The 22,457-nt window shown below is 57.5% G+C and carries 22 protein-coding genes; 11 read left to right on the plus strand and 11 right to left on the minus strand.

Features of this window, described 5'->3' with window-relative positions:
* Nucleotides 1–47 precede the first annotated feature (47 nt).
* Together GC165_06385 and GC165_06390 are read left to right on the plus strand one after the other, a co-directional pair.
* On the plus strand, nucleotides 48–662 hold the full coding sequence (locus GC165_06385) for a uridine kinase (protein ID MBI1332489.1): 615 nt from the start codon (nucleotides 48–50) through the stop codon (nucleotides 660–662).
* A complete protein-coding gene (locus GC165_06390; protein MBI1332490.1) occupies nucleotides 662–1,402 on the plus strand; it encodes a hypothetical protein in 741 nt (246 codons plus the stop codon). The genes GC165_06385 and GC165_06390 overlap by 1 nt, the downstream gene beginning before the upstream one ends.
* A gap of 10 nt (nucleotides 1,403–1,412) precedes the next feature.
* On the opposite strand, the gene GC165_06395 is transcribed toward GC165_06390, so the two are convergent.
* The 3 genes from GC165_06395 to GC165_06405 all read right to left on the minus strand — a co-directional run bounded on the left by GC165_06395 (nucleotide 1,413) and on the right by GC165_06405 (nucleotide 5,620).
* Complete coding sequence (locus GC165_06395; protein MBI1332491.1) at nucleotides 1,413–2,942, minus strand: hypothetical protein; 1,530 nt, start codon at nucleotides 2,940–2,942, stop codon at nucleotides 1,413–1,415.
* Nucleotides 2,943–2,957: 15 nt separating this feature from the next.
* A complete protein-coding gene (locus GC165_06400; protein MBI1332492.1) occupies nucleotides 2,958–3,644 on the minus strand; it encodes a PAS domain S-box protein in 687 nt (228 codons plus the stop codon).
* Between the two features lie 80 nt (nucleotides 3,645–3,724).
* Nucleotides 3,725–5,620: a M48 family metalloprotease gene (locus GC165_06405; protein ID MBI1332493.1), complete on the minus strand. Its 1,896-nt coding sequence runs from the start codon at nucleotides 5,618–5,620 to the stop codon at nucleotides 3,725–3,727.
* Between the two features lie 59 nt (nucleotides 5,621–5,679).
* Between GC165_06405 and GC165_06410 the strand changes: the two genes are divergently transcribed.
* The gene (locus GC165_06410; protein ID MBI1332494.1) at nucleotides 5,680–6,903 is read left to right on the plus strand and encodes a hypothetical protein; all 1,224 of its coding nucleotides are present in this window, start codon (nucleotides 5,680–5,682) and stop codon (nucleotides 6,901–6,903) included.
* A gap of 40 nt (nucleotides 6,904–6,943) precedes the next feature.
* Here GC165_06410 and GC165_06415 read toward each other — a convergent pair whose 3' ends face one another.
* From GC165_06415 to GC165_06430, 4 genes are read right to left on the minus strand one after another with little or no spacing between them, the layout of a single operon-like run.
* Nucleotides 6,944–7,480, minus strand: coding sequence for a thioredoxin fold domain-containing protein (locus GC165_06415; protein MBI1332495.1), 537 nt, complete (start codon nucleotides 7,478–7,480; stop codon nucleotides 6,944–6,946).
* A gap of 12 nt (nucleotides 7,481–7,492) precedes the next feature.
* Nucleotides 7,493–8,149: a hypothetical protein gene (locus tag GC165_06420; protein ID MBI1332496.1), complete on the minus strand. Its 657-nt coding sequence runs from the start codon at nucleotides 8,147–8,149 to the stop codon at nucleotides 7,493–7,495.
* Between the two features lie 36 nt (nucleotides 8,150–8,185).
* On the minus strand, nucleotides 8,186–9,385 hold the full coding sequence (locus GC165_06425; GenBank protein MBI1332497.1) for a hypothetical protein: 1,200 nt from the start codon (nucleotides 9,383–9,385) through the stop codon (nucleotides 8,186–8,188).
* The gene (locus tag GC165_06430; GenBank protein ID MBI1332498.1) at nucleotides 9,382–10,281 is read right to left on the minus strand and encodes a hypothetical protein; all 900 of its coding nucleotides are present in this window, start codon (nucleotides 10,279–10,281) and stop codon (nucleotides 9,382–9,384) included. The genes GC165_06425 and GC165_06430 overlap by 4 nt, the downstream gene beginning before the upstream one ends.
* Nucleotides 10,282–10,666: 385 nt before the next feature.
* On the opposite strand from GC165_06430, the gene hisG reads away from it, so the two are divergent.
* The 5 genes from hisG (at nucleotide 10,667) to hisD (ending at nucleotide 15,610) form a co-directional block, all read left to right on the plus strand.
* Entirely contained in the window at nucleotides 10,667–11,527 is an 861-nt protein-coding gene (gene hisG, locus GC165_06435; GenBank protein MBI1332499.1) for an ATP phosphoribosyltransferase, read from the plus strand.
* A gap of 156 nt (nucleotides 11,528–11,683) precedes the next feature.
* Nucleotides 11,684–12,283, plus strand: a complete 600-nt coding sequence (hisH, locus tag GC165_06440; protein MBI1332500.1) for an imidazole glycerol phosphate synthase subunit HisH — start codon at nucleotides 11,684–11,686, stop codon at nucleotides 12,281–12,283.
* Nucleotides 12,277–13,029 (plus strand): imidazole glycerol phosphate synthase subunit HisF, encoded by a 753-nt coding sequence (gene hisF / locus GC165_06445; GenBank protein MBI1332501.1) that lies wholly within the window; start codon nucleotides 12,277–12,279, stop codon nucleotides 13,027–13,029. The genes hisH and hisF overlap by 7 nt, the downstream gene beginning before the upstream one ends.
* A complete protein-coding gene (hisE, locus tag GC165_06450; GenBank protein MBI1332502.1) occupies nucleotides 13,026–14,285 on the plus strand; it encodes a phosphoribosyl-ATP diphosphatase in 1,260 nt (419 codons plus the stop codon). Before hisF ends, hisE begins: the two co-directional genes overlap by 4 nt.
* Nucleotides 14,282–15,610, plus strand: coding sequence for a histidinol dehydrogenase (hisD, locus tag GC165_06455; protein MBI1332503.1), 1,329 nt, complete (start codon nucleotides 14,282–14,284; stop codon nucleotides 15,608–15,610). Before hisE ends, hisD begins: the two co-directional genes overlap by 4 nt.
* 264 nt (nucleotides 15,611–15,874) lie before the next feature.
* On the opposite strand, the gene GC165_06460 is transcribed toward hisD, so the two are convergent.
* On the minus strand, nucleotides 15,875–16,426 hold the full coding sequence (locus GC165_06460; GenBank protein ID MBI1332504.1) for a hypothetical protein: 552 nt from the start codon (nucleotides 16,424–16,426) through the stop codon (nucleotides 15,875–15,877).
* A complete protein-coding gene (locus GC165_06465; GenBank protein ID MBI1332505.1) occupies nucleotides 16,423–17,247 on the minus strand; it encodes a family 16 glycosylhydrolase in 825 nt (274 codons plus the stop codon). The genes GC165_06460 and GC165_06465 overlap by 4 nt, the downstream gene beginning before the upstream one ends.
* 60 nt (nucleotides 17,248–17,307) lie before the next feature.
* Between GC165_06465 and GC165_06470 the strand changes: the two genes are divergently transcribed.
* Complete coding sequence (locus tag GC165_06470; protein ID MBI1332506.1) at nucleotides 17,308–18,378, plus strand: peptidase; 1,071 nt, start codon at nucleotides 17,308–17,310, stop codon at nucleotides 18,376–18,378.
* Here the strand turns inward: GC165_06470 and GC165_06475 are convergent.
* Nucleotides 18,375–18,869, minus strand: coding sequence for a hypothetical protein (locus tag GC165_06475; GenBank protein ID MBI1332507.1), 495 nt, complete (start codon nucleotides 18,867–18,869; stop codon nucleotides 18,375–18,377). The two genes, GC165_06470 and GC165_06475, sit on opposite strands and share 4 nt — an antisense overlap.
* A 513-nt stretch (nucleotides 18,870–19,382) precedes the next feature.
* On the opposite strand from GC165_06475, the gene GC165_06480 reads away from it, so the two are divergent.
* Nucleotides 19,383–20,156: a PEP-CTERM sorting domain-containing protein gene (locus GC165_06480; GenBank protein ID MBI1332508.1), complete on the plus strand. Its 774-nt coding sequence runs from the start codon at nucleotides 19,383–19,385 to the stop codon at nucleotides 20,154–20,156.
* Between the two features lie 369 nt (nucleotides 20,157–20,525).
* Here the strand turns inward: GC165_06480 and GC165_06485 are convergent, their stop codons facing one another.
* Nucleotides 20,526–21,710, minus strand: coding sequence for an FAD-binding domain (locus tag GC165_06485; GenBank protein MBI1332509.1), 1,185 nt, complete (start codon nucleotides 21,708–21,710; stop codon nucleotides 20,526–20,528).
* A 56-nt stretch (nucleotides 21,711–21,766) separates the two neighbouring features.
* Here GC165_06485 and GC165_06490 point away from each other — a divergent pair, with 56 nt between their 5' ends.
* The gene (locus GC165_06490; protein ID MBI1332510.1) at nucleotides 21,767–22,441 is read left to right on the plus strand and encodes a TetR family transcriptional regulator; all 675 of its coding nucleotides are present in this window, start codon (nucleotides 21,767–21,769) and stop codon (nucleotides 22,439–22,441) included.
* The last annotated feature ends 16 nt before the right edge of the window (nucleotides 22,442–22,457 follow it).

The following is a 22,457-nucleotide window of genomic DNA, read 5'->3' on the forward strand; positions in this document are numbered from 1 at the left end:
TACGTTATCCGAGTTGGAGGGTTATCCGCTACAATGAAAGGCGAGAAATGTCGGTTCGCGTCATTGGAATTGGAGGAGGCACGGGGTCGGGCAAATCGACCATCGCCAACGCTCTTGCTGAGCGATTGGACGCCGCCGTCATGCGCATCGACGACTACTATCGCCCCTTCGACCACCTAACGTTCGCTGAGCGCGAGAAGATCAACTTCGACGCGCCCGAGTCCATTGACCACCATCTCCTGCACGATCATCTTTCGCGATTGGTGGAGGGTCAGCCGGTCGAGAAACCGCACTACGATTTCTCTCGCCACACCCGCGCCGTATTCGGCGACCTGGTCCACCCCAAACCGGTGGTCATCGTCGAGGGGCTCTTCGCCCTGCACTGGGCCGAGATCAACCGCTTGTATCACACGTCGATCTTTGTCGAAACGCCCCGCGACATCCGCTTTTCCCGGCGCCTAAAGCGCGACATTGAGGAGCGAGGGCGGGACGAGGCCGACGTGACTTTCCGCTTCCACTCGCACGTGAACCCGATGCACGAGATCTACGTCCAGCCAACGGCGACGCAGGCTGATCTGGTGGTGTATGGACACCACGATTTCGAGCACACCTTCGCGCAGGCGATGGCGCATGTGGCCGAAGCCGGCCCAGTCGTCCTCTAATGGCTTACCGGTCATGGCTGAAAGATGTCCGTCGACTAGACGACCTGTCCAAGTACTGCCACTTCTTTCCAAACAACCATCGAGAGTGGGATCGAGAATGGAAGCTCGAAATGAACTTGGCTGAGGACATTTGGTCGGCTCCAATTGCAGTCGAACCGGCTATGGAGCGGTACTTTCGAGGCGCACTGCATGATGGTCATGTCCTTGGTTTGAGCCGATCAAAGGATCAGATCGAATTCTCCATTTCGAACATGGAGTTGGAAATGTTCGTTCGGGACTACGACGGCGAAACTGGCATTGAGCGCGATACTGGCCATAGTCCGGTACGGCTCCGTTTTGAAGGCGTCAATTATGCAAACGCCGTTCGTCCCGATCCTGACGGTTGGCTCAAATGGGACGATTGGACGAATTGGCAGTCCGATGCGGATGCATTTGCATGGTGTTGGTTCCACCAGCAAGACGGCAAAACGCAATGGATCGGCGTGTTTCGAAAATACGTCGAGGGCCGGATGAAGCAAAGCGGAGACCTTTTCGTACTGATCGATTGCGAAAGCGTCAGCGCTTGGCCAGAATCGGAACGAGCGCTTCGAAAACGAATTGGCGACGAGTGCTATGACGCATGGCTGTATGTGAATTCGCTTCCACCCGACGAAGTTTGGCTGACGATGGGACACTTGCGACGATATCTAGACGCCAAGGGAATACCAAGGCGGCACATTCCACACCAGTCAGAGCGCTGACAACAAAAGCCTAATCCACCGCGTCGCGGCTCGCCAGATCGAAGTCATACACGCCCAGCAGATCACTCGCCGACATCGAACCCAACCCATTCAGCCGCGAGACCGTCGCCGCGACATCGGCGCCGTCCGGCAAGGCAATCCCGCCCAGCAGATTCCACTTGTGGTCCAATATCCCCACCAGGTTCGCGGTTGTATTGCGAGCGTGCCCGCCTGGATACATCACAAAGCCTGAGTCCAGCACGGTTCCATCCGAAAGTGTCACCACCATCGAGGTCGGAATGCCGTCGGGGTACTTCGCATCGTACTCCGGGCCGCCATGCTCGAACGAAACCTTCTCCATCAGCGCTCGCGTCGCAGGGTTGTGCAAAGCTTCCTTGCCGTAATCGATCGGAGCCAGCATCAACGCCTTCCACAAATCGTCGGTCGATGAAGCCGACGGCGCAAGCTCGGACGCCTTTCGAAGCAAGGTCGAGACGATATACACCATCGAGTGATCGGCTGACTGCCTTGTGTGAGGGTCGCGCTTGGCCGGGTCGCCGATGATCCCGAATGCCGGTTCATACGCCTTGATGACGATCGACTTGGTTTGAGCAACAAAACCTGGGTTGGCGAACCACAAATCCAAAGCTCCCTGTAACGCCCCCGCCGACTGATGCTCGTAAAGCCCGAGCTTGAAGTGCATCCCCATGACGGCAAAGTCGTCGCCCGAGTGCGAAAAGTGCAGATCAAACGGCGAATCGCCAGATGTCTTGACGAACTGCCGGAACATCGACTCGGGATTGCGGAAGATGTCCTTCGGTCCGATGAATCCGCGCAACGCCCGCTTCGCGCACAGCACCGCCGCCTCAGCCGAGATCGCCGCCGAGGCGCCCTTCGAGTCGCTCAACTGCTTACCGGCGCGGATGGCTCGCCACGGAATGTAGTGGGCGACGAACATGCCGATCGCGCTTTCCACCTGCTCCGGCGTACCACCGTGCAGAGCCACGTACACCGCCGCCGAGGCAATCGCCCCATGCACCACATGGTCGATCTTATAGGTTTTGAGGCTAAAAACTTCTGCTAATCGACCACGAATCTCGTCGACCAGCACCATCGCTCGCAGGGCCGTCGCGCCGTCGAGGCCGCGCTCCTGACACGCGGCGATGACGACGGGATAGTAGTCGTTGTGGCCAAACTCGCCCGCTGTATGACCTAACTTGGGATTAAAGCCGAAGTTCGTCCCGTTGCTGTCCCACTCACGCTCGGCCGAACTGTTGGCGACTACCGCCTTCTCAGCCTTCACTCGGGCTGAAGATCCGAACACCGTCGAACCTCCCGAATCGGGATAGTCCAGCGCCTCGGCGCGAAGGAGGGTTGGCGCATTGGTCTGGAGGGCCAGGGCCGAGGCTCCGCAGAGCACGGCGTCGGTGTGGAACATCCGCGTGCGCTCCAGGACCGCCGCCGATGGGCCGTCGCCGAGCTGGCCAGAAAGAAAATCGACGGCAAATTGGCCGATGCCGAGAGCCTGGTTGGTGTTTCGTCCAAGAACGACTGTGTTCACAATTCCAAAGTTTACTTAGGAATCGAGCAGGCTCGTATCGTCCAGAGCCCGGATGAACACGGTGACGATTGTCGAAGAGGCCGTCTTAACCGCGCTAAGCGTGGTGACGGTCAAGAATTCGGAGCCGTCTTTGCGAACTCCAGAAGTACCATAGTGGTCGCCCATTCGCCGCTTGCTTGGGTTCGACATGTAGCGGGCGCGATGCCGCACATGCACGCCGTGAAAACGCTTGGGGACCAGGAGCGCGACGGATTGGCCGTTAAGCTCCAGGTGGCCGTAGCCGAACAGGCGTTCCGCCTCTTCGTTCGCATATTCGATGATGCCTTGCTCGTTGATGAGCATGATGGCGTCGGGAGCCGAACTCAGCACCCGCTTCAGAAGGTCGAGGGTGGCCTTTGCCGTGTCGGCGACCTTCGCCTTCTGCGCCAACTCCTGGGTCAGTCGCTCGTTCTCGCGACGAAGCTCGTCCAGAGAGTGGCTGGCCTTATCACGCATAAAATTCGCAACAAGCTCGGTCCGACTGTGCTGACCGCTCTTGCCGCGAATACGCCCCCAATAAGTGCCGACCGTCGCGACACTGATCCCAAGTTTCTGCGCAATGCCTGCGTCCGTGAGCCCCTTTGCGGCCAGCACCAGTATTTGCCGTTCGCGGTTGCTCAGTACACCAGACTCTTCGGACTGATTCATCCTTACAGTTAGCATACTGTTTGTCGGCTGATTATGTCGCAAAAAAGGTCCGAATCGGGGGGATTCGGACCTGGTACGGAATAGGGTTAGCTTCCCTAGGGGTCGGGTAAGCGAACCGGGCAGACCGTGATTCCTGCGATTTTGCCATCCTTGATGAACACGCCGAAGTTGACTCCTGGGAAGTACGTCCACTCTTCGATGGCGGCATCGCGAACCAAACTTCGTGAGATTCCGGCGGCGGGGTCGAGGAACTTGCTAAAGTCGTCTACCGACATTCCGACCTTTGCGTGGAAGGCACCGTTAACCGTGCGGTCCTGCGCCACGATGTCGATCGAAGCACCCGGCGTGTAGCTCGTGATTCGTAAAAGTTCCTCAGTCTGTACGCCGCCCTGGTTGCGGCTGTCGGTGATGACCGAGAATGCGCCGCTATTCCAAATGTACTCCTTCATACCGTTGTACGACTCGTTGTAGCGGTTGGCGTTTTCGGCCTTGCCCAACGCATTCACGACATCCTCGATTGGGTCCAACATCTTGAACGTGTTGCTTCCTTGGGTTAGCGAGAGGACGTTAGCCAGGTAGGTCGGCGCGGCTTTGATATCGCGAATTTGGAGCCCGAACTTGGTACAAATCTTCGGATAGTTATCCAGAGCCTTGTCGTAACCCATCGCTCCCTTGGGGACCCGGATGAGATAGGTGTACAGGACCTGCTCTACCTTCAGGGCGTCACCCTTGAACTCGTCCCCTGGCACCTGCTGGCCCAGGTTCACGGCCAAGTACGGGTTGTACTTGTTCGAGTCGCGTTGCGCATCGACCATCGTTCGAACCGCCTCGCTGACGTTGCCCGCCCGCTGGTAGCCAAGCGCCATGTTGTTGGCGATGCGAAGCTTGTCGGTCTCGGTCATTGCCTTTGCAAACGCGGCTTTCAGGTCCTTGATGCCTTCCTGCAGGTTTTCCGGTTTACCATCCGGGTCGAGGATCAGGGCTAGTCCCTGAAGCTCTAGCGACTCCTCGCGAGCGGGATCGGCGTCGAAAGCGGCCTTCACGTGGGTGAGGGCAATCAGATAGTTGGCTTGGTCACCCTCGGTCATCACACCGGCACGGCTGCCCCACTCCGGCATTGCCAAGAGTGGGCCGAAGTCCGGCACATACCAGCTCTGGACGACGTTCTGAGCGACGTTCGAATAGTAGTTCAGGAGCGCGGCACTGGCAGCGTTGTACTTGCTTTGGTAGAACTTTGGCTCCTGAGCGATGGCCTTATCGAAGGAGCGCATCGCGGGAAGATACATGCGTGCATCCATGTACGCCTCGCCGTCTTGGAACGAAACCATCGACCGCAGGACCAGGCTGTTGGAGCCCACCGCAGCGGCTCGTCGAGCGGTGTCGGCGTGGTCGCCAAGCACCTTTTCGCTACCCGGCCAATCCTTCGAGGATTCGCCGAGTTTGAAGAGCATATCGACCATATCCTTGCGGCTGTAGCCTGCCTTTTCGAGCGCGATCGCGCCGGTGGCGTCGGCTTCGTATTCCTGCTGGCGGGTAAAGATCAGCGCCAAATCGTCCGTCTTGTAGCTCTTGCCGAGGTGCCCCTTGGCGAGGTGTGAAAGCTCGTGGGCGACCACGGCGCGGACCATGCGGATGTCCTTCATGAAGTCCAGAAGTCCGGTGTAGACCGTCATCTTCGCTCGCGGCTTTTGGTCCTTTGGACCGCTCGGGTCAAATTCGTAGCTGGCGTTGGCGTTGACTTCTTTCTTGTCGACGACCACGCACTTGATCGGGTAGGTGAACCGAGGGTCTTCTGGCAGGTACGGCTTCAGTTCGTCCACCATCTTCTGCAGGTCTTCGACCGTGAACTTTTGTTGTCGTCCACCGGCGAGACTAAACGACGAGAGGACGAAAAACGCCGCCCCAACGGCGATGATTCGAGTTGCTTTTTTCATGAGCCCTGTACTTTGTGGCATCTTGCCTAATTCCAGAGGTATCCAACGAACGACCATCCAAATCGTTTCATTTCACACTCGGGACTTAACAGCAAGGTAGCAGATTTATCAGGATAATGGTAGAGGAAAGCTTCCTTTGTTACCAACTACAAAGGCGTTGTTGGAAGTCCCCTATGAAGTCACGTTACGTCATTCTCGGCGCTGGAATGCAGGGCACTGCCGCTGCATACGACCTCGCGAAACATGCCGACCCCGGTTCGATCACGTTGGCCGACGCGAGCCTCGACCAAGCCAAGAAGTCGGCGAATCGAGTCAATGATCTGCTCGGAACCAACCTCTGTCAACCAACGACCGCAAACGCGCTCGATGCCGATTCTCTATCGGCCCTATTAGCAGATGCTGATGTGCTTCTCAGTTGCGTTCCGTATTGGATGCATCCGAAAATCGCCGACGTAGCAATCGCTACGAATACTCACATGCTGGACCTAGGTGGTAACACCGAGGTCACCCGCGAAACGTTGGCCAAAGACGAAGTTGCGAAGGCCGCAGGCATAACCCTGATCCCCGATTGCGGACTCGCGCCCGGGTTTGTCAATAGCCTCGGCATGTGGCTGGTGGAGAACCTCGACGAGTGCGAGACGATTAAGCTATATTGCGGCGTGCTACCCCAGCATCCGGTGCCGCCGCTGAACTACAAACTGACCTTTAACGTGGAAGGATTGGTCACTGAATATGACTACAGCGCGGTCGTTTTGCGGGCCGGACAGATTCAGATGGTCCCTACCCTGACCGAATTGGAGAAGCTCGATGTCGAGGGACTCGGCGAAATGGAGGCGTTCGTCACGTCGGGTGGAACCAGCATGGCGCCGTACTCCATGCAGGGTCGCGTACAGAACTACGAATACAAAACCATCCGCTTCCCAGGCCACTGTTACGCCATGCGACTGTACAAGGATTTCGGATTGTGGCGGGAGGATGAGGTGGAAGTTCGCGGCGTCAAGGTGCGGCCGAAGGACGTTTGGTGCCGTGTATTCGGCGAGGAGCTTGGCAAGATCAAAGACGTCGACCAATGCGCGGTGCGCGCCGTCGGCATCGGTACCCGAGCAGGGAAGAAGGTGAAACTCCAGATCGACGTCCTCGACAAACAGTGCGAAGACACCGGCTTCACGGCGATGGAGCGACTGACTGGCTTCTCACTGGCGACCTATGCAGTGGATGTCGCAAATGGACAAATGCCGACCGGGGCTCTCCGGTACGAAATGGCGATGAAGGGCACCCGTTTCGTTGACGAAATCCAGCGGCGGGGAATCCACCTGAAGTTCAGCGAAGAAGCGATGTAGTTTGGAGTTGGGAGAATCCATTCTCCCAACTCCAAACTAACTAGCCAGGCGCGTTCGCCTTTAGCCATGCCCCGATCTTTTCGCGGTTAGTCTTGTTGATTTTCTTCGCGCCAACCTCGAGCATCTTCATAAAGTGCGCGACCTCAGCCGGTTGAGCCGGGTAGCCGGTGTTGCTCGAGGTGTCGCCCTCCTTGGCAAACGAGTTGATGACCGGCTTGCCCGTCTTGGCATCAATGATCACCATGAACGGCAGGCCCGCCTTTTCGCTTCCCCATTTGTTCATCAGCTCGATGGCGCCCTGGTTCTCGTCGGCCTTATGCTTCGGGTCTTCCAGAACCGTGAAATGAACCACTTCCAGGCCGTTTGTCACCATCTTGCCTTCGTCGGTCTTCTCCAAAAAGTCGTCCAGCTTGTGGCACCAGCCACACCAAGATGCATGGAAGATTACGAGCACATTCTTACCGCTTTTGCGCGCATCGGCCGAAGCCTTGGCTAGCAATTCTTTAGCGGTCGGAGCGGCCACGCTGAGGCCAGCCACGAGGACGAGAGCGATCGACGAAAAGAGCTTCATGCCCATAGGATACGCGCGTTACGCCTGCTTTTTCTTCTTCAAAAGCACGAAAGCCACCTGGTTGGCGAGTTTCCCGCACCCCTTCTCGGTCAGATGGATGCCGTCCGGCGTGTAGCAGTCGCGGGTCGTGATCACTTGTCGCGCGTCGATGACCGGAAGGCCTTGCTTGGTTGCGAAGGCTCGGAGGATCGGCGGGAGCAAGCGGTTGACGTTGTCGCACTGCGTGTCATTGCCGATCAGACCGCCCTCGGCTTTGGGGAGCAAGCGCGGCGGAATCAGGATATAAATCTTGGGGTGGCTGGGCAGGTCATGGTAGCTCTTCACCATCTTGTCCAGGTCGGTGGGAAGCTGGCTGGCGTGCTCCCAGTTGCGCGGGGCGCCATCGTTGGTGCCACCCATGATGAGCACGATATTCGGCTGGAATTCCAGCGATTTCTTGTACTCATCGGTCTTCATGATCGGCGGGAGCCAGTCGAGGTTCATCAGCGTCGCGCCCGTGTGGCCAAAGTTCTCGACCTCATATCCGCCGCCCAACCGAAAGCCCAACGCTGCCGGGTAGCTGGATTTCGCCCGAACCGGCTCAGGAAGGCCATAGCCAAAGGTGATCGAGTCGCCGACGCAGGCAACCTTCAGGACGGGCGGGGCAAGCGCCAAAGCCAAAACAAGCGAGACCATAGGTGTAGTGTACGAGCAAGAACTAGGCCGGTTCGCCTACGCGGGACTTCTTTCTGGCGAGATTCGCTCGCGCAGGTCGTGAAAAAGATCCTCGGCCGTAGCGGTCGGAAGCATGACCTCCCGCTCCGAATCCGTCGCTCGTCGCAAAACTAGGCGGATGACCTTTCGCAGGGGATTATCTTTGCGACGAAGCAAATCGAAGATGTCGTCGTAACTCCAAAAATGCCCCCAATCCTCCAATCGCACTTCAGCGATGTCGGTAAGCGGAATGGATTCGGCCCAATCACGCGAGTCAACCGGAGTTCGCAGGTAGAGCTTGTCTCCGACGAGGCAGATCGGTCCAAGAATCGGCTTGGAAGATTGGTTTTCCAGGGCGACCTCGAAGGCTTGGGTCAAGGGAATGCTCGAAACGGCGACCATTGGCGACCAAAACTGTAATATCGCACTGAAGAAAAGAAAATTTATGACGATTTGAACGGAGCGTTCCTTCAAGTGGACGTCGGTGATCAACATGCAGACGATGAACGCGAGGGTGAAGACGAGTCCGCTGACCAAGACCGGCCAGAATCGGGTTTTGCTCAGAACCTGCCGGGGCGATGGCTGCGGTCTCGTCTTCACCCGCAGAGCTGGCCGACCTCGCTCCATCGCTGACTGGCAAATCTCAAGCCACGTCTTTTGCTCCCATTCGGTTCGAAAAACCAAGAGGACGCTCTTCGACGGATCGGCTTCGTGAAGCAAGAGCACCCAGGTGAGCTTTGTATTGGCGTCGATCGCCTGTTTGGGCAGGGTTGCATTAGGTGACTTTTTCACTTGATCCCACCGGCCACGCGGCCCGCCAAAGTAGACGTTGTCGATCTCGCCGAACTTCAGGTTTCGACGCGTTGTTGGGAAGGACGTCACCCCAATCCAGTCTTCTCCCAACGCGACCCATCCATCGACGGTCGGTGCGACATGCACGATCGGCTCTCCGAATTCGCTTAACTGATCCGTGTACCTTGACCGACTCTGGAACTCGCGCCGAAGGGGGATGATCAGCATCAAGGTCAGTGAAATGATAAATCCCAGAAACGCTGGCGAGAGCACGACGAGGCCGCCGATTCGATGGTCGAAGAAAGTGGCGATCGGAACCAGGATCAGTGCGACCGCTCGGCCAAGCGGTTCCACGATCTGCCACCACCGCTCCTGCTTAGAAGGCAACTTCCCGCCCGGCCGCTGGAGGGGAACCCGCCGGGTCACGCCTTCGCCTCTTGCAATCGCGACATCACTTCGTCGACTCGATCGTTTTCGATTGGATAGGACCGGATTCGGCCTGGCTCGTCTTCGATCTCAAACTTGAGGGTCGACCATCCGGTCTCCTGCTTCTTGAACAACTTGAAAAGATCCTTCGTCGTGAAATCGCGGAATTGTCGTTCGACTTTTGGGTTGCGAATCTTTTGCAAGGAAAGCCGTTCGAATCTGGGACTATGCGGAGCATCATTGAGATGAAAAAAGGTCTCGCCGACGATGGGGAAAGGAAGCCGACCGTCTGTGCCCGCATCGCCTCCTGCCAACCAAACCCATAATCGTTGGACTGCCAGCAACGACTGAGCTTTGATGGTTGTGACACTCGCGATCAGCATCGGGGCAACGAAGAACATGACGAATGCAGCGTCGTTGAATTGCGGATGACTGAACGCGAACGCGAATAATGAAAATACCACCAGCAGGTCGATGATCAGAAAGAACCATTTCGGACCCTCGGCCTTTGTAAAGGTCTGCCACCAAGTTGGGGAATTCTGCTTTGGTAGTGGCGTCCCTTTGACGAGGTGATCAAACCAGAGTTGGGCCTCCGATCTCTTTCGGAGGAAAGCCAAGATGCTTCGACTCGGATCGGTAGGGACGCTGACGTACAGCCATGGTCGTTTGGGAAAACTGCTCCGCAACCGTTCGGGAAGATCATTCGAGTCCGATTCAATCTGCGAGGATACTCCCATCTGAACTTCAACCTCGTCCACCTTGACTCGCTGCACTCCATATTCGCTCGTCGATTCGGCGACCCAACCGTCACCGGCCGCGAGCCAACCGAGGGTTGTGGGAGCACAAAACTGAACCCCATCTCCTACGGCCCCGAACGACTGCTTTGCGAGGGCCATGTTCTCCCGAAATCGCCGGAGCCCAAGATTTGCGATTCCAAGGAAGAGGAGAGAAAGGGAAATTCCGAAAGGGACAACAAACTTGAAAAAGAAACTTAGACTGGTGACAACCAACAATCCGAAAACAAGCCAAATTCCGAAGCGGTCAGAGGCGGTCGCGCCGCCCCGTTCCGATTCCGAAAATCCTTTCTGGCTCACTGTCTAAACCCCCGGGTTGCGTCGGCGAACCCCTAAAATGCAATACTTAAATCTCCGATGACCGGTTTCTTCCGACATCATCATCATAGCCACCATCACCACGCTTAATCAAGCGCCGTGATGTTCCGTTGTCTCTGATGTCCCGCGCCACCGTCGGCGCCCCTCTCCCCAAAACCCCAAAAAGCCTATGTCAGCTCTCGTAAAACTCGCACTCCCCACCGGACGGATTCAAAGTAACGTCTTCAAGCTCCTCAATGACGCCGGGGTCGAGATTCATGGCGGGCCGCGCTCCTATCGACCAGCGATCTCGCTCGACGGATTCGAGGCAAAGATCCTCAAGACCCAGAACATCGTCGAGATGCTGGACATCGGTCGCCGTGATGTGGGCTTTGCCGGAGCCGACTGGGTGAAGGAACTGAACGCCGACGTGGTGGAACTCCTCGATACCGGCATGGACGGCGTGCGAATCGTGGCCGCCGCGCCCGCTGGGTTTCCCGATGCTGAATCCTACAAGGGACGCCAACTGATCGTCGCCACCGAATATGTGAAGATCGCCGAGGAGTGGGTGCGGGCCAAAGGCTGGGATGCCAAGGTCATCCGCTCGTACGGCACCACCGAGGCCTTTCCGCCCGAAGACGCCGACTGCATTGTCGACAACACGTCCAGCGGCGCGACCCTCGAAGCCTCCAAGCTCTACATCATCGAAACCCTCCTTCGCTCCTCGACGCGCGTCTTTGCCAGCAAGCAGGCGATGGACGACCCCGATAAACGTGCGAAGATCGAGGACTTTGTGCTGATTTTGCGCTCGGTGATGAATGCGCGAACACGGGTGATGGTCGAAGTGAACGTCAGTAAAGAAGACTTGGAAGCCGTCGCCTCGATTCTGCCGTGCATGCGCCAACCCACCATCGCAGCCCTGCATGGGGACGCGGGCTACGTGGTGAAGGCAGCGGTGCAAAAGTCGGAACTGCCAACCCTGATCCCTATCATCAAGCAGAAAGGCGGCACCGACATCGTCGTCTCGACCCTCTCCAACGTGATTCCATGACGAGATCAGCGAATCGGCTAAATGATTCTCCCTTGCCAATTAGTAGCAAGCAATCAATAGCGGCGCACAAAGATACCTCTCCGGATGGAGAGGTCGGTGAGCTTGCGAACCGGGTGAGGGGCGCAAAACCTTGCCTTGGCAGAACGGGTGGTTGTAATGAGTAAAACTATCACCATCATCAACACGGGTGTCGCCAACATCGCCTCCGTCCAGTCCGCTTTCTCCAAGCTCGGCTACGAATGCGCGTTCGCCCAAACCGCCGATGAAGTTTTCGAGAACCCCGCCGTCATCCTCCCGGGTGTCGGCGCTTTTGGGGCCGGAATGAAGGCCCTCGACGACCTCGGATTCACGCGCGCGCTCCGGCTCCGAATCGAGTCGGGCAAGGCCACCCTGGCCGTCTGCCTTGGCATGCAGTTATTGTGCGAATCCAGCGAAGAAACGCCTGGCGTCGCGGGTCTGGGCATCCTCAAAGCCCCGATTCGCCGCTTTGCTCAAGGCGTGCGGGTGCCGCACTTCGGCTGGAATCTGGTCGAGTCGTCATCCCCGTTCTTCGGTTCGGGCTACGCCTACTTCGCCAATTCGTATCGGCTCGATAAGGCTCCGGCGGGCTGGGAGGTCGCCACCTGCGACCACGGAGGGGAATTCGTCGCCGCCATCCGGCGTGGGAGCGTGGTCGCCGCCCAATTCCACCCCGAGATATCGAGCTCATACGGAAGGGAACTGCTGAAGAAGTGGCTGGAGGGCGTGCGATGGTAACCAAGCGAATCATCCCCTGCCTCGACTGCAAAGACGGCCGCGTGGTCAAAGGCATCCAATTCCAGGGCCTCACCGACGCCGGATCGCCGAGCGAACTAGCCGCCCGCTACGAACTGGAAGGCGCCGATGAACTCGTCGTCCTTGACGTCGGCGCAACCGTCGGCGGCCGAGACATCCAGATGCAGACCGTGAAAGAAGTCCGCGCCGAGCTCTCTATTCCCCTCACCGTTGGTGGCGGCGTCCGCACCGTCGAGGACATCGAAAAGCTCCTCCATTCTGGGGCAGACAAGGTTTCGATGAACTCCGCCGCGGTCGTAAATCCCAACCTGGTGGCCGAAGCCAGCAAGGCGTTTGGGGCCCAATGCACCGTCGTCGCGATCGACACCAAACGCTTCGGAAAGCAGTGGATGGTGCTCACTAAGTCCGGCACCGAACCCCAGCCGCTCGATACCATCGACTGGGCAAAGAAGGTCGAAGACCTCGGCGCGGGCGAAATTCTGCTCACCAGTTTCGACCGTGACGGAACCCAGCTTGGCTACGACCTGGAACTGCTGTTGGCTGTCACCGACGCAGTTCAAATACCGGTCATTGCGTCGGGCGGAGCCAAAGTGACCCAAGACCTTGTGCGCGCGTTCGAAGCCGGAGCCGATGCGGTGCTGGCGGCATCGATGTTCCACTATCAAACCACCACCATCGGAAAAGTGAAGCAAGAACTACGACAAGCAGGCGTCGAGGTGCGGCTGTGATTATCCCGTCCATCGACCTCCAAAGCGGCAAAGCCGTCCAACTGATCGGCGGTAAGGACTTTGCCATCGACGGTGGCGACCCGCAAAACTGGGCCAACGAGTTTGGCCTCGCCTCCGAAATCGCCGTGATCGACCTCGATGCCGCCATGAACACCGGCTCGAACCGCGAGACCATCGTCTCACTCCTGAAAGGTCGACGATGCCGGGTCGGCGGCGGAATCCGAAGTGTCGAAGACGCCCTTTTCTATCTCGACGCCGGCGCAACCCAGGTCATCATCGGCACCAAAGCCACGCCAGAACTGCTCTCCCAACTCCCGCGAGAGCGGGTCATCGCCGCACTCGATACCAAGCACGACGAGGTCGTCGTCGATGGCTGGGCCACCAATACCAAGGCGAAAATCGAAGACAAAATCGAGGAGCTGAAGCCCTACGTTGGCGGCTTTTTGGTCACCTTTGTCGAGCTCGAAGGTCGCATGAACTCCATCGACATCGAGCGATCGCGACGGCTCAAGAATCTCTGCGGCGACGTTAAGCTCACCGTCGCCGGCGGCGTCGCCAAAACGGAAGAGATTGCCGAACTCGACGCGTTGGGGATCGATGTGCAGGTCGGTATGGCCCTCTACTCGCGCAAAATGGCCTATCCAGATGCGGTCATCGCGCCTCTAATCCGGCGCGTCCCGCAGGGTCCGTGGGCCACCGTCGTCTGCAACGAACACGGCGTCGCCCTCGGCCTCGCGTGGTCGTCGCTGGAGTCAATCCAACTCGCCTTCAAAGAGCAGAGGGGCATCTATTGGTCCCGCTCGCGACAGCAGATTTGGCGCAAAGGCGAGACGTCGGGTGCCGTCCAAGAACTTCTGCGCGTGGACCTCGATTGTGACCGCGATGCCATCCGCTTTACGGTTCGGCAGGGCGGAGCCGGCTTCTGCCACCTCAACACCACGACCTGTTGGGGCGACGCGGCAGGACTGACGAAGCTGGAAGAAACCATGGTCGCCCGTAAGCGCACGGCGACGCCGGGCTCCTACACCAACCGTCTATTCTCCGACGACGACCTGCTGAACGCCAAGATCACCGAAGAAGCCAAGGAGCTAACCGAAGCGACCGACCGCGATCATATCACTAAGGAGGCCGCCGATGTGTTGTACTTTACGCTCGCGAAGCTCACCAAAGAGGGCATTCCCCTTAGCGATGTTGCCGCCGAATTGGACATGCGAGCGCGAAAGGTCACCCGCCGACCGGGAGACAAGAAATCATGATTCCGCTGATCCGATGGAGCCAGGCCGACGACGCCACCAAGACGCGCGTCTTGCGCCGGGCCCAGGCGTCCTTCGCTCAGATTGAGGGCGATGTTCGCCACTGGATTGGTCAAGTCCAAACCCGGGGCGACCAAGCCATTCTCGACTACATTCGGCACTTCGACCAGCGTGACGGTCGGATCGGAAAGTTCGCGGTAGCCGAGTTCGGAGTGCACAACTTCCGAGTCACCGACCTTGACCGCGAACACGCCTACGACACCATCGACGGCGATCTTCTGCTGAGCATCCGACATCAGGTTGAGCTATCGCGCAAATTTCATGAAGCCTACGCCGCCAATCTGCCCAGTCGGTTCGAAATCGAGCAAGCACCCGGCGTAGTGGCGGGCTATCGTCGGTTGCCGGTCGCTTCGGCGGGTCTGTATGTGCCTGCTGGGAAGGCGCCCCTGCCGACCGTCGCACAGATCCTGACTGTCGCGGCCCGGTCGGCGGGAGTGCCCCGCACCGTCGTCTGTTTCCCACCCACGAACGAGGTCAGTGAGACCGCGATTTTGGTCGCCGCCACCGAGGCTGGGGCCGACGAAATCTACCGAGTCGGCGGCATCGCCGCCATCGCTGCGCTGGCGTATGGAACCGAAACCATTCAGCCCGTCGACGTCATCGCTGGACCGGGCAACCCCTGGGTGCAAGCGGCCAAGCTGGCCGTCTCTGGCCAGGTCGGCATCGACATGATCGCTGGCCCCAGCGAGGCCATGATCGTAGCCGATGAACTCGCCAAGCCCGAGTACGTCGCCGCCGATATCCTGGCTCAATGCGAGCATGGATCGGACTCAGCCGGGGTACTCGCCACCACTTCGATGGCGTTCGCCGAAGCGGTCAAGACCGCTATCGAGCGGCAGTTGGTCGGACTCGACCGGCAAGGCTATTTGGCCAAATCGCTCAGTCAGTTTTCCGCGCTCATCGTCGTCGATTCGGACGATGCGTTGATCGACCTGGTGAACGAATACGCGCCCGAGCACTTAGAGATTCAGACCGCCGATCCCGATGGTTTCTTTGCCCAGGTCCGCAATGCCGGCTCCTGCTTCTTGGGTGGAGACTCGCCCATCGCGGCGGGCGACTACGCAACCGGCACGAACCACACTCTACCCACTGGCACGGCAACGCGCTACGCCTCCGCCGTCTCGCCGGAAACGTTCATCAAGACGATCCAATATCAGCGGCTGAGCAAAGACGGTCTGGCCGAGCTAAAGCCGATCGTCGAACATGTTTCCGACGCCGAAGGTCTGGACGCGCACAAGCGATCAGTGCAGATTCGATTCGAAGGCTAATTAACCTACTTTGGGAGTGCTCCGACCTGTCGGAGCTTTTGACCCGCGAGACCTGTCTCGCGCAATGACAGCGAAGCAGGCTTCGCAGAGAAAAGCGATCACAGGTGATCGCACTCCCAAAATGTCGGAAAACCATGCAAACCCTTGGTCATCGATTCATATTCCCCTAGACAAGTGGAATTTATGATGATACAAACCCTAACGAAGACAACATCATCACCATCCTCTATATCTTTAGAGGATGGTGATAGTGATGAACGTTGCCTAGATAAGCTTGGTGAGCGGCACCCAGTCCTGCGGACGATGGAAGTCGACCGCCCCCAGAGGAACCGCCGAGTGAAGGTTCTCGAGAGGAGGGTCCTCGTCAGGACAGCCGCCGAGGATGATCGTGGCATTGGCTCGCAAGCCATCGGACGGCCCCAAGCATCGCTGGATCTCCTCATGTCGAATCGAGATCGTGGCGACCCAGCCATTTGGACCCGGCCAGGCTTCGGTCCGAGTCTTGGGAGGAGGAGTGTTGTCGGCTCGTACCCTCGGCGACACAAAGACGCAGGCCCACTTCGCTCCGGTCGGCGATAAGTTGAATTCCAAATACCTTCCCGTAGCCGGGTTGAACAGCCAAAACTCGCCGCAATCCCACCGCCAAAGGCCTTCAATGAATTCGGATGGCTCATAAGGAGTGTCGTAAAAAGCGGGCAACGGTGACATGAATGAGACCTTGATGGTCTCGTCGTCGATGTCGATCTTATAAGCGGCTTCGGCCTTGGGCGGACCGGCAAAGCTCGTCTCGAAGCCTCGCCAATTGCCTTCCGTCATGGCTTCTGATACACCCGCACATAGTCGATTTCAAACCGCGAAGGGAATGGCTCCTTGCTTGGATCGCCGCCCGTGCTCCCGATCGCCAGGTTCAAAATCATGTGTTGCTTCTGGTGGAACGGATTGAACCCGTCCTTGTTGCGCGTGTTCGAGATGTCCGTCTCATTCATCAGCCGGTCATCGACGTACAGTCGAATCCAGTGCGCATCCCAATCCATGCGCCAAACGTGGAATTTCAAAGCCCAATCCTTATCTTGGGTGTAAAACTCTTTCATCGGTACCGCGACCGCGTCCCATTTGCCGCCGCCCTCGCCGTACGCCGTATTCGCGTGAAGCTTCTGCTGGTAATACTCCATCAGGTCGATCTCCCCGTTGCTCGGCCACGGATGTGTGTCGCCTACAAACCAGATCGCCGGCCAGAGACCATCGTGAGGAATAATCCGAGCCCGAATCTCGAACCGACCGTACAGCCACGAGTAAAGGCCGCGCGTCTCGATCGCCCCCGACGTGTATTCGGCGTACTGCCGCGACCGTCGCCAATCTTCCTGTGGCCTGGACGCCGCACCTTGCGGCTTGCCCGAAATCGAGGGATCATACGAAGGGTTGGGTCGCTGTTCGTGCCGACCCTGGATCACGCAGAGCCCGTTTTCCACAAATACGTTGCTCCGCTGGTACCACTGCAACTCGCGGTTGCGCACGAACCCCATCTCGTACGTCCACTTTGTCCCATCCACTCGCCCCGGCTTGTCGAACTCATCGGAAAACACTAACCGATAGCCATCGTTCAAAACAACCGCGGAGAGAAGAAGGGGTACGAGCATGCCCCAAGTTTAACTCAACCTTTTCCGCCTGCGCCCTCTCAATAGGTATGGAGGTGGACTGTGGAAACCAAACCCGGCCCACTAGCCGTAGTGACTGTCAACATGATCCGACGCGCTTATATCCCCATTTTTCTCCTCGCCCTGTCGAGTTCGGTATTTGCCCAAATCACCGCCAACGACCGCAAAGAGGTCATCGATAGCCTTTCCAAAGTCATGATCGAGCGGTACGTCGTCAAAACCAAAGCCGAGGAGGTCGCCAAAACGATCAAAGCCAACCTCGCCAGCGGCGCATACGACTCCCTTTCCGACGGCAAAGAGTTCGCCGCCAAACTCGCCGCCGATGCCAACGCCATCTGCCGAGACGCCCACTTCCGCATTCGGTACAGCGACTCGGTCCTACCCGTGCGGAAGGACGCCACCGAACCTTCCAAAAGCGAACTGGACGCTCAAGAAAAGTTCGAGCGCCAGGTCAACTACGGTTTCGAAGAGGTGAAGCGCCTCAACGGTAATGTCGGCTACATCCACTTCCGCGGATTCATGGACCCCCAAAAGGCCGCCCGCGCCATTCAGGCCTCGATGCAGTTCGTACAAGACACCGACGCCCTCATCTTCGATATCCGCGACAACGGCGGCGGCGACCCCGAAACGGTCAAGAATATCTGTAGCTACCTCTTCGACAAGCCGACCCATATCAACGACATTCTCTTCCGCGAGGGTGACAAGACTCGGCGACAGGAGTACCGAACCGGCAAGGCCAAGGGCTCGGTGTACACTAAGCCGATCTACGTGCTCGTCAGCAAGCGCACTGGCTCTGGTGCCGAAGAGTTTGCATACGACCTTCAGACCCAAAAGCGGGCGACCATCATCGGCGAGAACACCTGGGGTGGCGCAAATCCGGGTGGTAACGTCCGTCTCACCGACCACTTCATGGCCTTCATCCCCGGCGGCATGGCTCAAAACCCGATCACGAAGACGAATTGGGAAGGCGTTGGCGTTACCCCCGACGTCAAATGCGACCCGCAAAACGGCCTGAAAGAAGCCCACACAATGGCCCTCAATAAACTGTTGGAGACTGCGACTGGTGACGACCGAACCCGCCTCACCGAGGCGCTCAAGATGGTCGGAAGCTAGTTGGGATTCTTCATCAGATATTCCCACACGTCGGTGGTATCGAAGAGCGGAAATGGCCACGGCTCTTCGATGCCCACGCTCTTCCACTTCTTGATCTTTCCCTTGTATCGCACCTGCAGATAGAACTCGGTACGGTCGGGCCGCAGGTCGGCTTTCTTCGCCTTCTTGTAGCCTGCCAGCACCGGCCAGTTGTCCGGGAAGTACTGTAGGTTGGTCTGATAGTCGTCCCACTGATTGGCGTTCAGCTTCATCGTGTAAGTCTTGTTCCAAGCCTTGTCGATGACCGTGTGGTCGCTTTTCAGGATCAGGATGTTGCGATACTTGCCGTAGTCCGCCTTCCCACCCAGCTTCACCAGGCGCATCAACTCGTCTTTGCGGAGTGTCGACTCCTTGATCGGGTCGAAGTTTTCTTTCAATTGTAGACTGGTCAACAGGAGCCCGGCAACGATCATCTGTCGGTAAAGACGACCGAGAACCGCAAAAGTTACCACTTAGCAAAGGATGAAACTAACCTCGTAAGAATGCTGTAAAGTAATTCGATGGGTATTTTCTTGGGGATATTGGGAGCGGTCCTGGGGATCGCTGGACTGGGTTGTTGGGTGACCATCCTGATGGATGCATTCGATGACGAACTGTGGAAGGGACTGCTGTGCTTGTTCGTTCCTATTTACGTTCTTTATTACGCAATAGTCGAATTTGACGCGGATAACAAGTGGTTGATCCTCCTGGGATATGTACTAGCTCAGCCCGCAGGTTTATTCTGTCTGATGCTCGCATTCCACAAATAATCAATATCAGCGAGCGATTTCCTAGTATTTATCCCTAATCTAAGTTCAAAGTTGGCTCGTAATATCTACAGGTATTACCTGGTAAAATCATCTGGCAATCCGATAAATATGCCAGTTAGTACAATTACAGGGTTTTCAGGTATTAATATCAATTAGTAAATAAACCATGCTAGTATTTTTCTTGTCCAGGTGATTGCACTTGGACGGGAAATTGAAATGGCTTGTAACAAAACTATTACTGTGGGAGTACTTGCAATGGCGCTTGGAGCCGTTGCAAACGCACAAAGCTTCAACTTTGATGCCCCCGTTACTTTGAGTAGCACCCAAGGCGCTGGCGTGTGGTACACGGATCGATATGCTCCGTCTGGCTTCACCTCGCCGGTCAGCTTCATGGGCGATAATCGTCTGAAGCAGTCGATCTCCAGCGCTGACGGCGCCAACAATCGACCGTCGTCCTACGTCTCCTCGTTCTACAACACGCAGGGCCGTTCGTACGACCTCAACGCGAATGTCACGCAGATGTCCATCGACCTCTTCGTTCCGAGTTCTTGGCAGACCGACGGTCAGCGAGAAGCGGGATTCTGGGGCGTCGCTCGGGATAACACCAATGCGATCTCGGACTACCCGATCATCGAGTTTTCCAGCAACACCGACACCGACGGAAGCGGTCCCCGATTCCGCGGTTGGAACGATGCCAATGGCTGGGTCAGCATGGGTCTCCCCACTGGTTTCGCCTACGACTCCTGGTACACGCTCAATATCACGCTGACGGGTGGCAACTTCGTCTACTCGGTCGGTGATGCAACCACCTCGGTCAGCGCCAACGGCTCGACCTCGATCGGAAGCACCATTCTCCAGGGTTACAACACGACCGCTGGTCGCGACTACGACATCTATTGGGACAACTTCAATGCGGTTCCAGAACCGGCGTCGTTCGCTGCTCTCGGAATGGGTCTGCTCGTCCTCGCTCGACGACGCAAGAAGGCCTAAGCACACAATCTCGGCGAGTCTCTGGTTGCCCACTGGGGCTCGCCAACCCTCCAAAAACTAAAAATAGCCCAACGGTTCGCGATTGCCCTCCCGGACCGAAAAATCAAAGAAACCCTAAGAATCGGCGGCTCCTTGCCCCGGGGCCGCCAACCTCAAAACTGAATAGTGCCCTTTGGCTCGCGATTGCCCTCCCGAGCCACCCAAAAACAAAGAAACCCTAAGAATCGGCGGCCCCGTTGCCCCCGGGCCGCCAACCTCACAATTTCATACCGCCCAAACCGGTTCGAGACTGCCCCCTCGAGCCCAAACAGAGAAACCCAAAAGAACAAAACCTTATCCTTTGGCCGCCTTCAGTAGGCGGCCTCTTTTTTACGCGGGAAAGTAGTCCTTCAACTCGAAGTTGTCGTGCATCATCCGTCCCAGCATCAGTCGGCCGATGCCCGGCAGGTTCATCAGCTTCATCGACTGGTTGCGCATCCAGAGGCCGAACTCCGAATCCGGCACGAAGGTTGAAGCAAAGCTCACCGCCCATTCTTGCTTTTCGACGATGAACGGCCGCAGCATATTCTCGTACTCGTCAAAGGCCTTTACGTAGTCGTCGCCTGCGAGGCCAAGTTCTCCCGCCAAGGTGTAAGCCTCCGCCATCGCAAGGCCGGTGCCTTCCCCTGCCAACAACGACACCGCTGCTGCCGCATCGCCGATCAGCATCACTCGCCCCTTGTGCCAGGTGTCCATCCGAATCTGACTCACTCGGTCGTAGTAGATGTCCCCCGCCGAATCCAGCTCCTGCAGAATCTGTGGCACCTCCCACTTCATATCGCCAAAAACCGAATGGAGCACCGACCGGATTTCCTCCTGCGTGCGTGGGTCCGCATCGGGGGCCAATTCGGCCCGAAAAACGAAGAGGAACAGGGTTCGATTCTCGTGGACGGCAAAGCGCGCAATCTGGTGCGACGTGGAGGCATGGATAATGTAGATCAGTTCATCGCGAGGCTTGTATCCGTTGACCTCGAATGCCGCCACGCGGTACCCAAGATCCTTTTCGAACGGCTCCTCCGGACCAAAGACCAGTTTTCGCACGTTGGAATGCAGGCCGTCAGCCCCAATTACGAGGTCGAACTCTCGCTCCACGCCGCTCGCTAGGCCAACCCGAACGCCTGTCTCATGCTCCTCCAGCGAGGCGATGCTATCCCCGAAGATCGTCCGAACCTCGCCCGCAATTGATTCGTAGATCAGCGCTGCCAGTTGGCTCCGCGAAATCGTGATGTACCGACCATTGTCGATATTGAGGGTGTCCATCATGAACCCGCCCAGGCGTCGCGAGTCCTCGTCGACGCATCGAAGCTCGTGGATGAGATAGCCAGCCTCGCGAACCTTGGGCAGAATCCCCATCCGCTCCGCAATCGTATAGCCCACGCCCCAAAAATCGACCACATACCCACCCGTCCGAAGCGTCGGCGAATGTTCAATAAGGGTGGGCTGGTGCCCAGCCCGAAGAAGCCAATGGGCCAGCGTTGGTCCGGCGATTCCTGCTCCGCTGATTGCGATCTTCATAGATTCTCCTTGTGTACCAATAGTATGTACTACTGGTACACACCAGTAGTTGAATTATGACGGCTCAATCCGTCATAGTCAAGGCGATGAGTCGCCGCCGCCTAGAAAACCTGGATGCCGAACGCCAGCGTAGGCTCTTCGAAAGCGCCTCCGAGGAGTTTGCCGCCAAGGGCTACGATGCCGCATCGCTGAACCGGATTCTTGAGAAATCCGGCATGAGTAAGAGCTCGCTGTATTACTATTTCGATGACAAAGCCGATCTATTCACGACCCTCATCGAACGAACCCTTTCCGTGGTCTTGAAGGAAGTCGGCGGCTTCGATCCCAACTCCTTGACCGCCGAAAACTATTGGTCTGAATTTGAGAAGATCTATCGAAGAGCCCTCGCCGTGATCGAACGGAACGCCTGGCTGGTGAAGTTTGGCGGCATGTTCTATCGCCTTCGGAACGACCCCAAAGAAGGCTCCGCTACCGGTCGAATTTTCCAAGCGGCGCGAAAGTGGGTCGATATTGTGCTTGTCCGCGGGCAAGAAGTTGGCGTGGTCCGCACCGACCTTCCCCAATCTTTGCTCGTGGATTCCACCATGAGCCTATTGGAATCCCTGGACCGCTGGGGTGTCGCCCACTGGAGCGAACTCACCGAATCAGAGAAGCAAGCGATGCCCGCTCAGCACATCGAACTGTTCCGACGGTTCCTTGCTCCAGAAAACGAAACGGCGACCCGCCCCTGAAAGGAGCGAGCCGCCG

The sequence above is a fragment of the Armatimonadota bacterium genome, from assembly GCA_016125185.1.
In the GTDB taxonomy this organism is placed as follows: domain Bacteria; phylum Armatimonadota; class Fimbriimonadia; order Fimbriimonadales; family Fimbriimonadaceae; genus Fimbriimonas.